Genomic DNA, 14,019 nt, shown 5'->3' with positions numbered 1-14,019 from the left:
CAGGTTTACCTAATTCCTTCATCTTTTCTAGCGATATCTTCGTGGTTTGTCCAAATCGACCAAGCGGCTTCAGCCTGTCCATGTAACATGGCTAAGCCATTAAGGGTTGCTGCACCTTGTGCTCGGCCTTGCTTAAGAAACAGGGTTTCAGCGGGATTGTAGACTAAATCATAGAGGCGATGTCCTTTTCCTAAACAATGATACGGAATATCAGGACAAGTTTCAATATTTGGAGACATTCCTAATGGCGTGGTGTTGACAATGAGATCTACACCTGAGCATATTTCCTCATTCAAATCCTGGTAAGATAATTGTCCCGCCAGGGGGGTTCTGGATACGTGATCAAAATGGACGCCTTTATTTTGCAATACCCAGGCAATTCCTTTGGCTGCTCCTCCCGTACCCAGGATGAGTGCATTGCTGGCAGGGCCACCATTGGCCATCAAAAAAGCATCCAGGCTGTCTTGAAAACCTATTACGTCGGTATTGTAACCAATGCTTTTCCCGTCTTTAAAAAGAATGGTATTCACCGCTCCTATTTCAGCAGCAGCTGGACTTAATTCATCCAGATAAGCCATCACTGCTTCTTTGTATGGAATGGTCACATTGAGGCCTAGCAAACCAGGCTTGCTAGCAATCAAAGCGGGTAGCTCTGTGAGCTGAGCGAGCGGGTAAGTTTCGTAACGGAAGCGATCAGCAATGCCTTCTTGGGAAAATTTTTCCGTAAAATAGCTCTCGGAAAAGGAATGAGACAAAGGATAACCAATGAGGCCAAAATAAGTCATCATACGGCAGAAGGATTGTTGCTACCTGCTTTTTCCACTGCGAATATGGTTACAAAGCCAATCAACATCAAGAGGATGACTGGTAAAATTTGAGGATCGTTGCCATAGAAGAAATTATCGGTCAGTTGTCCAAATGCGCCAGGGCTGACGCTATTAGAAAACAAGACCTGCTCTTCTCCCTTGCTATTGATTCGTGTTTCCATTACTTGCTGCCAAGGCCATACTTTGTTGAGGCTTCCAAGCATAAACCCAGTCAGGCCAGCCATCGTCAGATCGCGATGATGATCAAAAAGCCAGGACAAAACCTTGGCGAAAGTAAATACTCCCACTAGGCAACCTAATCCAAAAATACCCAGCGTTACAACAGCTCCTGGGTCATGCTGCTCCAAAATTCCTTCTTTGAGTGTTTCGTGGAGGATATATTGATACATTCCCAAGAGCAACAACATGAAACTCCCTGAAAGTCCAGGCAGCATCAAAGCTGAGATGGCAATGACTCCGCAAGCAAAAATGTATAAAAGGCCATCACTACCCTGCGCTGGTGTTGCAATGGTTACCCAATAAGCAAGTGCTGCCGTCACTAATAGAGCCAAAATGGTAGGCAAGCCCCACCCTTCTACTTTGCGGCCAATGTAAATAGCGGAAGCCGCAATCAATCCGAAAAAGAAGCCCCAAACTGGCAAAGGAAAATTTTCCAGCAGATAAGACATTCCAAAGACACCAACCAGGATGCCTAACACCATCCCGGCAAATAATCGCAGCAGAAAGTTGCCGTCGATTTTGTTCCAGAAGGCTCCTAATCCTTCCTTTCGCAAAAGCGGAATGGCCGGTAGAAAGCTACTAATACTCTCGAGCAATCGCTCATAGATACCCGTAATAAATGCAATTGTCCCCCCAGATACCCCGGGTATTGTTTCCGCGACTCCCATGGCGGCCCCCTTTAAAATCAGGGCGAAATGTGCTAGTGTTTTTTGCATGGCGCAAAGGTAGGAGAATTTGGAAATAGATGATGGTGTAAGGGTGGAAAAGTGTAGGGGTTGGGTTGATGGTTGGTTGTTGATGGTTGTTTGTTGACCTTCCCTAAATAACGTTGACAGGTTTATCAATCATTCTACTTAAAAGCTGAGTGCTAGTTGTCCATCTTCTTTTGGCAAACCAAGCTTAACAAATGCGGGCAGAATCTGACTTGTCCCATCAAAAGCTCCGCTACTGGGATAAGTCAGATTCTGAGCCGCCATTGGCTGGTATTCCAACTCTTTTGCTTCGCCGTCTCGTATCAACAACGATGGTGGTCTTTGCCCCTTACTCTCCTCAAGATAACATTCAAATCCCAAAGGTGCAATTCGCAGCGGTAACTGACTATGGTGACGCACTTTGTTGTAGTTCTCTACAGCCCTCTTCACGTACCTTCTCAGTGCTCTATAATCTCTGATTGGCCAGTGCTCAAGGTATTCATTCTTGATCACATCATTGAGCTTCTCTGCGTACGCATTGTCCAATGCTGTAATGCACATGCTAGAACTGATTCCTCGTGACCTCAATACTTCTATAAAGTCATTGCTGCGATACTGGGAGCCCCCGTCACTGTGGAAGATCAGTTCACTCAAATCCATACCACGACGCAAACGAAAGGCCATTTTCAGAGCCTCTATGTTTGCTCTAGCTCGGAGGTTATCACTTACGCTATAGCCCACTATAAGCCGGGAATACACATCTATGATAAACGTCAGATAGTAATACTTGTCCTCTAGGCGATAGTAAGTCGTATCCGATTGCCAAACTCGGTTTAAACCTATGATAGTAAGCAACTTAACTAAATTAGGATACCGTAAACCACCACTCTTCGTAGTTCTAATGTAGCTCCTTTTTCGTTCCAGCGAATGACCCAATAGAGTCATCTCTCGAATAAATGCATCGCGACCTAGTCCTTCTGGCTGGATCATATAGTAGGCCTTTTCAAGACCCAAACCTCCGTGATCTGCACGGTGTGTCAACAGCATTGCTTCCGCTGAATACACCCCGTCCTGATAATCCGCTCGCCGACGTAAATATTGCGACAGCGATTGACGCGAAGTACCTAGTGCAGCATATACTTGTTCATTACTTGGACTCTTCATTTCTGATCTGTATTTCGACAAGAGCCGGACAAGGGAGTCGTAAAACCACTTTTTTTTTCAACATCTATTCCTGCTTCACGAAGCTCCTCTATAAAGCTCTCATAGTAGTCCAATTTAATTTGTTTTTGACCTAGAGAACGTTCTAGTTCAGCCACCCGCTTTTCCAGCAATTTAACCTTCTCCGTCTGGGAATTTGGTACTTCCACTATTATCGCTTTTTGTTGATCGTACGAGCTGTACTTACTTATCCAGCGGTACAGAATATTTACATGGATGCTGTATAAACGACCTATCTGGGCCACGCTAAAGGTACCTTCTTCATAGTCCTTAACTCGCGCTTTTTTAAAGGTTTCACTGTAATTACGACGCCTTTTGGGCCGATTAACCTTATTCGTTGACTTCATTTTTAACTAAATTTGTTGTCAACGTATTTCAGGGATAGTCATGTTAAAACCAGATTCCAACTTTACACCCACCCAACTTTTACACTTTTATACCTTCACTAAATCCCCGTCAGGGCCTGCATGACGTATACCAGAACGATGCTGATGACGAGGCCAAAAGTGACTTTTGCCAAATCCATTCCTACCATTCGGAAGGTGTTTCTGAGGGAGATTTCCTGTTGCTTCGCTTCCAGGAAAAATACAAAACCACGAATAGCGATTGCACCGGCAAACAAGAGAATCATGGCATCACTAATGTTCTTTTGCAGGTAGACTACCACGCAAATCAATACGATCAGCAATACATTAAGGCTCATACCCAGGTACTTCAAACCAGCACCCAGAGAAGCGGGCGCTTTTTCTTTACTAAGCAAATAGCGAATAGCAATTTCACGGCCAGCCAACAATCCTAAGAATACCCAGGTAGTAGACATCGGAACGTTGCTGTATTGCTTAAAGAATAGGAGTACCAGCGCGTAGAGAAAATCAATGAGGGTAGCCGAACGAATATCGACCGTATTGGTTTTCACTTTGACAATTTCCTGGATGCTGCCACCTCTGGAATAGAAAATATAACCAAGCATCAGTAGAAGTATGCTCAAGGAAATACCAATCTCTGTTCCGTTTAAGGTCCGTGGGAGGTAAACATAAATATTGGCGAAGTCCTGGATCAGCCACTGCCCCCAAAGGAAACCTGTAGAACACCATTGTAGCACCGTCCAGATGCGATTTTCTTTAGCAGAAATGGGGTTTTCAATAAAACGCTTATCCAGCGAACGTGTGATCACTTGCCACACCAAAATAGCCAGCGCAAAAGCAAGGACATAGCCAAGCAATGACTTCATGGTCATATCCATGAGCCCGGCAGGTTTAAAAAAGGTAAGAATCAGGAAGGAAGTACTTACCGGTATACCCGTACGCGTGAGTATCATCAGCACCAAGGGCGGCAACAAGTAAGGCCAGGTCATGTCCTCTATAAAGGCATATTTTTCGAGACGGCCGTAACTTACATCACCACTGTAGTGGTACCAACCATAGAGCAAGGTAAACGCAAGGATACTTCCTGCGTACATCCAAAGCACGTACCAGGGGCGTTGCTCGTTGGAGGAAAGAAAGGTTCCCAAGGTTTGGATAGAGTCGTTACCAACAACCGAATAGCCGGCCAGGATAAAACCGAACCACATGATAAAAAAGGTAGGATCCATTTTTTGGTACTTGGTACTTAGTACGGGGTACTAGGTCGTTAGACGATAAAGCAAATATATTAATTTGCCGGGGTAAGAGGGGGCTTGGGTGTTAAGCCAAGGTTAAGTTTACGAATAAACGCCCTGCGGAAAGCCGCAGGGCGTTAGTGATTACGGTTAAGTAACCTAGTGCTTCTTTAGCGGGAATACTTACAAGCTGTAAGAGACACCAAAGCTGAATTCAATTCCCCGCTTGTAGTTTTGGAAAACATACTCCTGACCTTTAAAGTCAGAGAAGCGGCGGAAGTCGGGGTTCAGAAGGTTCCGCGCCCGGAAAGTAGTTTTGAATCCGTTGATTTTTTTGCTCAGTGAGAAGTCCAGCTGTCCACGGCCTTTCTCAAAGATATCAGGGGTACCTACGGCTCCTACAGAGGCGAGGCGGTCGTCAAAGTAGTTGTAAGCCAAAATTCCGTCCCATCCTTTATCCGCATTGGTGTAGCTCAAGTTCAAGTTGGCTACAATGGGTGACTGGCCCGCAAACTGACGTTCACAGTCAAAATCAGGATCTACATCACGGCTCAATTCACACTCGCGCTCGTCGATCGTTACGGAGCTATTGATATAGGCAAAGTTGGCACTCACATTAAATTCTTCCATGGCTGGGCTGATGAAATCGAGGTTTTTGCGTACTTCAATTTCGGCACCATAAAGCTCACCCGACTCCGTATTCTCCCAAGTAAATTGTGGGTTACCTGCAAAGCGGTAAGTAGATACGATAGGATCGGTGAATTTCTTGTAGAATGCACTTACTGCTACCACCTCTCCTGCATTAGGAAAAACTTCGTAACGCAAATCCAGGTTGGTGATGTTGGTAATTGTCAGGTCAGGATTACCAAACAAAGTAGGCTCCCCAATTGCTCCAAAAGAACCAAAAGGAGCTACTTCTCTCATGTTAGGTCGAGCGATGGTCTGGGTAGCACTGGCACGCAGATTGGCGTTGTCAGATACCGCATACACCAAGTTAAGTGCTGGCAACAGAGAGAAGGTATCAATAACTGCTTGATTACGCTCAATACGATCATAATCAGGTGTTTCTTTTGCTAATTCAGATGCGACAATGTCACTTTCTACATTGATATTGGTTTGCTCGGCACGAGCACCAGCAATCACTTTAAGCTTACCAAACTCCAATGTAGTCATCAGATAACCAGCAGCAATATCGTATTGCCCGATATAGCTGTTACCCAAAAGTGAGTTATCCACCAAGTAAAGACCAATCTCATTGTTACCAGGCTCTCCGCCGATAATACCAATATTGTCAGGACCAAAATAGGCACCAACATTGCCCTCTAGTTCTTCAAGTGTCTGTTCACGGCGTTGTCCATAGATAAACTGTACTTCATTGAAGTCACGTTCTTTGGTATTGTACAAACCACCCAACTTGATACTATTGCCTTTCGACTTAGCTTGCAAGAAAGGAATTGTAATATCCAGTTTTCCTTGGTAGGTATCATCAGAAAGGTCACGCCAGAAACGGGTAGGAAGCGTAAAGAGTGATTCGTTGATGTCGTAGCGGCCATTGTCAAAACCGTAAGCAAAGAAGCGTAAGTCTGGCTCATTTTGCTCAGAATCGACGTAGTTAGCCGCCCACTCCAGACGAGTATTGTTCAACTTCACCAAAGTGTGCTCACCACTTACTACGTAGTCGATCAGTTCGCGCTGTAGTAAGCTTTGCGTTTGAGAGGAGAAGAAATTGCCTTCTCCACCAATACCATAATCATCATAATCTCCTCTTAGCTCACGCCCAGTAAGGAAAGACTGGTGGCTATAGATGGTGTACATGTTAATGGCGTTGGCAGCATTTGGGCGGAAAGAAACACCTAACATACCATTAACGGTAGGAGATTCTTCGCTTTTATTTTCTGTCAATCCGTAATTGGCAATCAATTGATCTTCGCCAGGAGAGGCGAAAAAGCTAGCATTGGTACCGTTTTTGAATTGGGAAAAGTCTTTTGAGTAGCTGCCTGTTGCAAAGAGACCAAGCTTGGCATTAGCACCAAATTCAAATTGGTTACCGATACTGAAACTCAGACTGTGATCAATGCCCGCATTCATAACAACTGGTTCCAAGCTGTTGTCCAAAGAACGGATACCTTTGTTCAGCAAACCAGCAATTTCATCATCCGTACGAGCTTCCCGAGCAGCACCACGTTCGAACGCGCCTAATGCTTTAGCAGCAGGATCGGTAAGTGCCGCTGGAATATCAGCATTGCCATTTAGAAAACCAAGACCATCAACACCCGGATTGGTGTAGCCAAGGAAGTCGTCGGTCAAGTTGTTCTGTGAATTGTAAGCTGCTGATGCAGAAACCGACCAGGTGAAACGCTCTGGCAGGGCTTTTAGCTTGATATTGACACTACCACCTGTGAAGTCGCCAGGAAGGTCAGGTGTGAAAGTCTTAGAAGCAACAATGTTATCCAAGATACTGGTAGGAATCAAATCCAACTGCGCACTGTTGCGATAAGGATCAATAGAAGGCAAGCGCAGACCGTTGAGGGTGGTAGCTGAATAACGATCACCGAGGCCACGTACATAAACGTACTTCCCATCCACAATCGTTGTTCCTGTTACTTTAGTCAAGGCAGCTGCCGCATCACCAGCACCAAGGCGAGAAATCTCGGCAGAGGAAATGATATCCTGCACCTTATCAGCTTTTTTACGCAGCATTAATACCGCGTTTTCGCTACGCTCAAGGGCTTTTTCTACTACGACAATTTCTTCTAAATCAACTCCACCTTCATCAGCACTAACGATGATGTCAACAACCGTCGTTTCGTTGGCCTTTACAATGGCTTCTACTTTGGTATCAGGATAACCGATGTAGCTGGCAACCAAGGTGTAGGTGCCTGGTGCGATTTGGAAAGAAAATTTGCCGTCAATGTAATCTGACTGGCCACCGATGGTAGACCCTTCAGCAAGAATGTTGGCTCCGTAAAGAATTTCTCCTTCGGAATCATAAACGGTGCCCGTAATTGCACCTTTTTGAGCTTGTACGCTTAACGCTAAAAACAAGCTAAGAATTAAGATAAATGCATTTCGCATTGGAATAGTAAATTTTGCACTAGTTACTAAATCAAAGTTAGCTTCGTGCGTTTTTTACACTAAGCTTCGACAAAGGTCGATTTTTAGCTTAAACTAGGTGTTAAATATTCCTGGTCAATGTTAAGTCAAGGTAAACGGCGGTATTTATTACTCGAAAAAACAAAATAGCAAGATAAAATTTTGATCTACAGCAATTTGGGTTCTGTTGAATTTTAGACTATTCTCAAAAAACAAAGCGCTTTTTTCAAAAAAAATCTCCCCCACCTAACAAATCAAGGTGGGGGAGATTATCAATACCGTATTGGTATACTTTTATTAGTGGTTCACCACCAGCTTCTGTACCAGTTGCGTACCTTCTGCGTTCAGCAGGATAGTGTAAACGCCTTGTGGAAGTGAGCGTGTATTGATAGTAACAAACTGGCTACCAGCACTCAAGCGCTCATTAGACATTACATTCATTACCGAGCGACCAAGTGCATCGATAACGCTGATATCTACACTAGCTGTCGCAGGCAACTCGAAAGTAACCATGGTCTGCTGGTTAGCAGGGTTAGGAACTGGAGCATCCAGTGCAAAGCCACTTTCAAATTGGGTATTAACACCAGTGGTAAGGTCTACAATACCATACTCATTGATGGCCGTCCAACCCAGGTACCAAGGCGTACCAAAAGGTCCGTTTCCTGGAGCAAAAGCTCCGAAGTAAGATACATCTTCAAAGAAATCATCAGCAATACCAATTGCGCCAGACGCAGCAGGTTGGCCATATTGAGGACGGGGATCAATTGCACCACTGCGATCCATATTCTGCAAAACAGGATCTTGAATTACGTTGCCATTGTTCGTGAAGTTGGCTGCAACCGTAGCTGAGCTACCTGCAACAATGATCTCGTCTGTATCCACAGCTACGAATAAGTCTGCATCAGTAGTTCCTGCACCAAATCCGAAGAAGAAGTTGTTGTTGAAAGCCAGATCACCAGCCAGCAAACGGTCGAAGGTATCTTCGCCAGAACGATCTTCAATGGCTACTGCGATACCAGGAAAATCGGTGAAGATGGAGTTGTTATAGAATCCACCAGCATTATCACGCAACAGGATAGCAAAATCATCCGCATCACCACCAGGAAGGTTGGTAACATCAGCACCTAGGCCAACATAGGTAGCGTTGTAAATGGTTGGCTGGCTGAAAGGTGCCTGGTTATCAGGATTAGCACCATCGTGCTCGCCGGCACGACCAGTTGCACTTTCAGGCTCCTGGTAAGCAAACCAAAATTGTCCACGACCACGGTAACCGAAGTCATAATCAAAAGCATCGTCACCACAAGCAGCCACAGCAGCATGCTTAACGTCAACAGTACCTCCAAAGAATTCGATACCATCATCAAGGTTAGCAATAACTTCGATGTAATCAATTTCTGTACCGGCACCAACACCACCCAAGGTGAGACCATTGATCTCATCGCCAGGTGCCAAAGCAGCACCACCGTGGCGGATAGATACGTACTTTAAGCGACCGGAGTTATCATCATTGTTTGGCGTATCTCCACCACCAAAAGCAGTACGTGACTCCACTGTAATTCCTTCAATATTGTCAACGCCACCAGGACGAGCGATGGTTGCATTGCCCAGGATGAGCAAACCACCCCATTCGCCACGATCTTCGATGGTGAAATCATTGGCATCGCTCAAGTCATCCGCAGCGGCAGTGAAGATAACAGGAGCTTCTTCCGTACCATTGGCAAAAATCTGTGCTCCGCGGGTGATGATCAAAGCCGAAGTATTATCTCCAGTAGTAATTAAGTTGGCTTCCTGTCCACGGATAACTGTACCTGCCTCAATGTTGAGTACACCACCTTCTTCCAGGAATACCAAACCATCAAGCGTGTAACATACATTTGAGGTCCAGTTATAAGTAGTACCACCAACCAAGTCAGCATCGGTAATCGTTACACAATCAAACTGGTCAATAGGCGTAACCAGGTCACCCAAATAACCATATTCATCCAGCGCGGTCCAGTTTTCTAACCAAAGGTCGCTATTACCAAAAGCACCACGGTAAGTAACCTGCTGGAAGAAAGCATCTTCAGCGGCAGGGTTGCCACCTAAATCTGTGCTATTGGCATTCAGGCGAGGATCAAGGCCGCCATTTGGCGTACGACTGATACCTGCAAGGAAAGGATTGGTGAAGGTATTTGCACTGGCAGCAAGGTTGGCTGCTACCGTTGCAGAAGAAGCTACTTCTACTTCGTCTTGATCAACAGCTTTGAACAATGCAGCAGCAGTAGCCCCCGCACCAAAGTCGAACCAGGTGTTATTTGCAAAAGCCAAGTCTCCGGCTTCTAAACGCTCAAATGAGCTTTCAGTGTCACGATCTTCAATAGCCAACCCAACAGATGGGAAGCCCGTGAAGATAGAGTTGTTGTAGAAACCGCCGCCGTTGTCACGTACCAGAATACCAAAATCATTGGCATCACCACCAGATCCCGTAGCACCATTACCAATACCTATGTAGGTAGCATTGTAAATGGTAGGCTGGCTAAATGGAGCCTGGTTGTCAGGGTTGGCACCATCATGCTCACCAGCACGACCTGTAGCGAACTCTGGGCTTTGTAGTGAAAACCAAAACTGACCGTTGCCACGGTAACCAAAATCATAATCGTAGGAGTCGTCGCCACAGAAAGAAACGGCAGCGTGCTTTACGTTGACGGTACCGCCAAACCATTCGATACCATCATCAAGGTTAGCAAAGACTTCTACGTAGTCGATTTCTGTACCCGATCCTACGCCGCCGAGGGTGAGGCCATTGATTTCATCACCAGGGGCCAAAGCAGCACCACCGTGCCGGATAGATACATAACGAAGAACACCACTGTTGTCTTCGTCATTGGGGTTGTCGCCACCACCAAAAGCAGTACGTGGCTCCACTGTAATTCCTTCAATATTATCTAAGCCTCCGGGGCGAGCAACCCTAGCATAACCAAGGATAATCAGACCACCCCATTCGCCACGATCCTGTGCTGTAAAATCGCCGGGATCAGTAATATCATCATCTTCGGCCGTGAAAATAATGGGTTGAGTTGCCGTACCTTGAGCATAAATCTGAGCACCACGAGTGATGATCAAGGCAGAAGCGTTATCGCCCTGATTAGGCTTGGCCCGAATCACCGTTCCGGCTTGGATATTCAGGCGACCGCCTTCTTCGAGATAAACGAGACCATCCAATACATAAGTATTATCGTTGGTCCAGTTATAAGTTTGTCCAGCTTCTAGGTCAGTATCGGTGATATTTACCACCGTCTGAGCTGAAAGTGTGAATACTGACATAAATGCCAGTGCGAATAGAATGTAGAGCTTACCGTTCATTAGTGCAGCTATTAGTTTGATTAATTCGCCGCAAAACTACCCGCGCTACCTTAACTGGGGTTTAAACCGTCTTTAAATTATTGTAAATAAAACACTAAGACAATATCAACAAGCTCTCCACTCTTTTATCAACACACTAAATATCAACCACTTACGGAGTAAACCAAAGGTTAACTCCGTTCTGAGGACTCCATTATATTCCAATATCCATCAATAAGAAAGAACAGTGCAACGATACTCAAGAGGCAGGCGGTAAAAAAGGCCACAGCGATATCCAGCCAATACCAGCCTGTGATATGCGTAATCAACAACACAACCGCCAAGCCTCCGGATAGGAAAGGAAACAAAGATCCCGTCAAGCGACGACTCAGCTGAGAGAAATGCTCACCTTTAAACTGGATCAATAATCGCGAAAGCAACACCAAGCCTCCAAATCCAAGAATAACAACAGGCAATGCCTCACTGGTCAGCACTACGCTCCCTTCCTGCCAACGGATATACGACTCGCTGATCAATAAGCCACATAGCAATAATACAAAGAAGCTATTGAGCAACTGGGCCAGCAATTGCCATTTCCTAATAGGATTTAACCACAAAAACAGCAAAATGATCGTAAGAATGAGCTGAAGGATGCCCTGCCCAAATACCAAGACGGACCCTGTGCGTTGGCAAAACAGCCATTGCACCAGCGTAAGTAACAAGGATGCGATGGCAAAAACAAAAATCAATAAAACAGAGGGGCGAACGGCAGTAGGAGGAGTAGTTAGCGTAGATTTCACAAGTAGCATTTTTACTGAAAATGGTGGTCAGGGATAAAAACACACTGACCACCATCTAAAGCAAAAATGGCAAATTGCTATGAACTAAAAGTTAAGAATACTACTTTTCGTCTTTTGAACGCCGAATTTGGGTATTTGACAAACTGGCTGGCGATTCTTTTTTGCCACCGTAGTAATACTCCTTATCCATGGTCATATTGGGACCACCAAAAAGAATACGCCACCACGCTTTAGGCGTGCGATAGGTAGCCAAATCTTTGAAAATAGCAACCCATTCGTGAAAAACCAACCATACTGGATTATAGCTTTCTACCTGGGTAAGAATACCGTAATTCGCTTGTTCTTCCTCGCCTTGAAAAGTACCAAACATCCGATCCCAAATGATTAATGTGGAACCATAGTTTTTATCAAGGTATTTGTCATTGGTGCCATGATGTACGCGGTGGTGACTAGGCGTTACAAAGATGTACTCTATCGGGCGAGGCAACTTTTTGATCAATTCGGTGTGAATCCAAAATTGGTATAAAACCTCAATTTGGTTGGCAATAAAAAACACCACAGGGTGAAAGCCCATCAGTGCCACAGGAACAAAGAAGATAATCTTCAGGTGCTGCGTCCAGGAGAGACGAAAACCAACCGTAAAATTGTATTGCTCAGAATTGTGATGCGTAACGTGGGTTGCCCACCACATCCGCTGCTCGTGCGCCACCCGGTGTGCCCAATAACGGCAAAAGTCAATGGCAATCATACAAAGGATATATGACCACCAAGTAGGTGGAATAAACCAGGGCACTACATTATAAAAATAAAGAATAACGCCGAATGTAAGTGTTTTCACCAATGCACTCACCCCAATATTTCCTATACCAATAATGAAGGCTGAGAAACCATCTTTACCGTCATAATGCTCTTTGAGTTCGCGGGTTCGAATGTACCATTCTAAAAAGACCAAAAGAAACATGACGGGTGCCGCCCAGATAATCAGTGGTGGCAAATCCATGGATAGAATTTGCTCAACGGTAAAAATTGGTTTTTCCATAAGAATTGCGATAGTTAGGATTTTATCCTTTACATAATCAATACCATAAAAATGCTGCCTTCTATTGGTTGTCAATAAAGGGAAAACAGGTTTTAATGGAATTTGAATCTAATGATGAGCTGTAAGATAATATCTAACTTGCGAAAATTCGCTTTACTCATCAGCTTTCTTTGACCATTTTACGGCACGCAGACAAAAGTAAAGTTCAGCTTATTGAAAATTTAGTCAATATAACGCTTTACCAAATCCTGGTAGGCATCAATCCGCCGGTCGCGAAAATAGGGCCAGATACGACGAACATCTTCCGTACGCTGGCGGTCAACAGAAATCACATGGTTGACTTCCTCCGTGGCTGGCGCGGTAAACAGTAGTTCTCCTTGTGGCCCGGCCACAAAACTCTGCCCCCAGAACTGGATGCCATTGGTTTGTCCCGAAGGATCGGGTTCATAACCCGTACGATTGACCGCAATAACTGGCAAGCCGTTGGCAATGGCGTGCCCTCGCTGAATAGTTTGCCAAGCCTCAAACTGGCGTTTTTGCTCAGCGGGTTCATCCGTGCTTTCGTAACCAATAGCTGTTGGATAAATGAGCAATTCGGCACCCGCCAATGCCATCAAGCGAGCAGCTTCGGGGTACCACTGGTCCCAGCAAACCAATACCCCCAGACGGCCAACAGATGTGTTGATCGGCTGAAAGCCCAAATCGCCGGGGGTGAAATAGAATTTTTCGTAATAAGCGGGATCATCAGGAATATGCATCTTGCGGTAAATGCCAGCTATACTACCGTCTTTTTCCAAAACCACAGCAGTGTTGTGATAAAGACCCGGTGCTCGTTTTTCAAAAAGGGATAGCACGAGGACAATGCCCAACTCTTTTGCCAAGGCTCCAAAAGTTTGGGTACTCGGCCCGGGAATAGTTTCGCCCTGATCGAAGACAACCGTTTCTTCCGTCTGACAAAAATAAAGGCCGCAGTGTAATTCCTGAAGTACAACTAATTGCGCGCCTTGAGCAGCACACTGGTGTACTCCGGCTTCACTTTTGGCAACATTCGCAGCACGGTCACCCGTATTTGCCTGTTGAACAATTCCTACCTTAAGTATTGACATGATTCTTTGTAACGTTTGTAACCACAAAAGTACAAACAATTACGGCTTCTTCCGGGCGGAAGAAGCCGTAAATAAACATTGAGAGAGAAATTCGAACGCTAAAA

At 45.1% G+C, this 14,019-nt stretch carries 10 protein-coding genes; all 10 read right to left on the bottom strand.

Going from position 1 to position 14,019, the window contains the following annotated elements:
• Nucleotides 1-5: 5 nt before the first annotated feature.
• A complete protein-coding gene (locus tag AB0L18_RS20385; RefSeq protein WP_367389169.1) occupies nucleotides 6-788 on the bottom strand; it encodes a shikimate dehydrogenase in 783 nt (260 codons plus the stop codon).
• Nucleotides 785-1,762 carry a DUF368 domain-containing protein gene (locus AB0L18_RS20380; RefSeq protein WP_367389168.1) on the bottom strand — a complete coding sequence of 326 codons (978 nt, stop codon included), beginning with the start codon at nucleotides 1,760-1,762 and terminating at the stop codon, nucleotides 785-787. The genes AB0L18_RS20385 and AB0L18_RS20380 overlap by 4 nt, the downstream gene beginning before the upstream one ends.
• A 138-nt stretch (nucleotides 1,763-1,900) precedes the next feature.
• Nucleotides 1,901-2,902 (bottom strand): transposase, encoded by a 1,002-nt coding sequence (locus tag AB0L18_RS20375; protein WP_367389167.1) that lies wholly within the window; start codon nucleotides 2,900-2,902, stop codon nucleotides 1,901-1,903.
• Nucleotides 2,899-3,306: a transposase gene (locus AB0L18_RS20370; RefSeq protein WP_367389166.1), complete on the bottom strand. Its 408-nt coding sequence runs from the start codon at nucleotides 3,304-3,306 to the stop codon at nucleotides 2,899-2,901. Before AB0L18_RS20370 ends, AB0L18_RS20375 begins: the two co-directional genes overlap by 4 nt.
• Nucleotides 3,307-3,404: 98 nt before the next feature.
• On the bottom strand, nucleotides 3,405-4,550 hold the full coding sequence (locus AB0L18_RS20365) for a hypothetical protein (RefSeq protein ID WP_367389165.1): 1,146 nt from the start codon (nucleotides 4,548-4,550) through the stop codon (nucleotides 3,405-3,407).
• 189 nt (nucleotides 4,551-4,739) lie between these two features.
• Complete coding sequence (locus tag AB0L18_RS20360; protein ID WP_367389164.1) at nucleotides 4,740-7,631, bottom strand: TonB-dependent receptor; 2,892 nt, start codon at nucleotides 7,629-7,631, stop codon at nucleotides 4,740-4,742.
• A 315-nt stretch (nucleotides 7,632-7,946) separates the two neighbouring features.
• Nucleotides 7,947-10,991 carry a T9SS type A sorting domain-containing protein gene (locus AB0L18_RS20355; protein WP_367389163.1) on the bottom strand — a complete coding sequence of 1,015 codons (3,045 nt, stop codon included), beginning with the start codon at nucleotides 10,989-10,991 and terminating at the stop codon, nucleotides 7,947-7,949.
• A gap of 170 nt (nucleotides 10,992-11,161) precedes the next feature.
• The gene (locus tag AB0L18_RS20350; RefSeq protein ID WP_367389162.1) at nucleotides 11,162-11,770 is read right to left on the bottom strand and encodes a hypothetical protein; all 609 of its coding nucleotides are present in this window, start codon (nucleotides 11,768-11,770) and stop codon (nucleotides 11,162-11,164) included.
• Nucleotides 11,771-11,870: 100 nt separating this feature from the next.
• Nucleotides 11,871-12,809: a sterol desaturase family protein gene (locus AB0L18_RS20345; RefSeq protein ID WP_367389161.1), complete on the bottom strand. Its 939-nt coding sequence runs from the start codon at nucleotides 12,807-12,809 to the stop codon at nucleotides 11,871-11,873.
• 221 nt (nucleotides 12,810-13,030) lie between these two features.
• The gene (locus tag AB0L18_RS20340) at nucleotides 13,031-13,915 is read right to left on the bottom strand and encodes a carbon-nitrogen hydrolase (RefSeq protein WP_367389160.1); all 885 of its coding nucleotides are present in this window, start codon (nucleotides 13,913-13,915) and stop codon (nucleotides 13,031-13,033) included.
• Between the last annotated feature and the right edge of the window lie 104 nt (nucleotides 13,916-14,019).

It is taken from the genome of Lewinella sp. LCG006 (genome assembly GCF_040784935.1).
Taxonomy (GTDB): Bacteria; Bacteroidota; Bacteroidia; order Chitinophagales; family Saprospiraceae; genus Lewinella.
Note: the sequence above shows the minus strand (reverse complement) of the source record. Positions and strands in the feature narration are given on the sequence as shown.

What these genes read in the sequence shown, in the direction of transcription:
- AB0L18_RS20385 (WP_367389169.1), bottom strand. Translation starts at nt 788, where the DNA reads ATGATGACTTATTTTGGCCTCATTGGTTATCCTTTGTCTCATTCCTTT.
- AB0L18_RS20360 (WP_367389164.1), bottom strand. Translation starts at nt 7,631, where the DNA reads ATGCGAAATGCATTTATCTTAATTCTTAGCTTGTTTTTAGCGTTAAGC.
- AB0L18_RS20345 (WP_367389161.1), bottom strand. Translation starts at nt 12,809, where the DNA reads ATGGAAAAACCAATTTTTACCGTTGAGCAAATTCTATCCATGGATTTG.
- AB0L18_RS20375 (WP_367389167.1), bottom strand. Translation starts at nt 2,902, where the DNA reads ATGAAGAGTCCAAGTAATGAACAAGTATATGCTGCACTAGGTACTTCG.
- AB0L18_RS20380 (WP_367389168.1), bottom strand. Translation starts at nt 1,762, where the DNA reads ATGCAAAAAACACTAGCACATTTCGCCCTGATTTTAAAGGGGGCCGCC.
- AB0L18_RS20370 (WP_367389166.1), bottom strand. Translation starts at nt 3,306, where the DNA reads ATGAAGTCAACGAATAAGGTTAATCGGCCCAAAAGGCGTCGTAATTAC.
- AB0L18_RS20340 (WP_367389160.1), bottom strand. Translation starts at nt 13,915, where the DNA reads ATGTCAATACTTAAGGTAGGAATTGTTCAACAGGCAAATACGGGTGAC.
- AB0L18_RS20355 (WP_367389163.1), bottom strand. Translation starts at nt 10,991, where the DNA reads ATGAACGGTAAGCTCTACATTCTATTCGCACTGGCATTTATGTCAGTA.
- AB0L18_RS20365 (WP_367389165.1), bottom strand. Translation starts at nt 4,550, where the DNA reads ATGGATCCTACCTTTTTTATCATGTGGTTCGGTTTTATCCTGGCCGGC.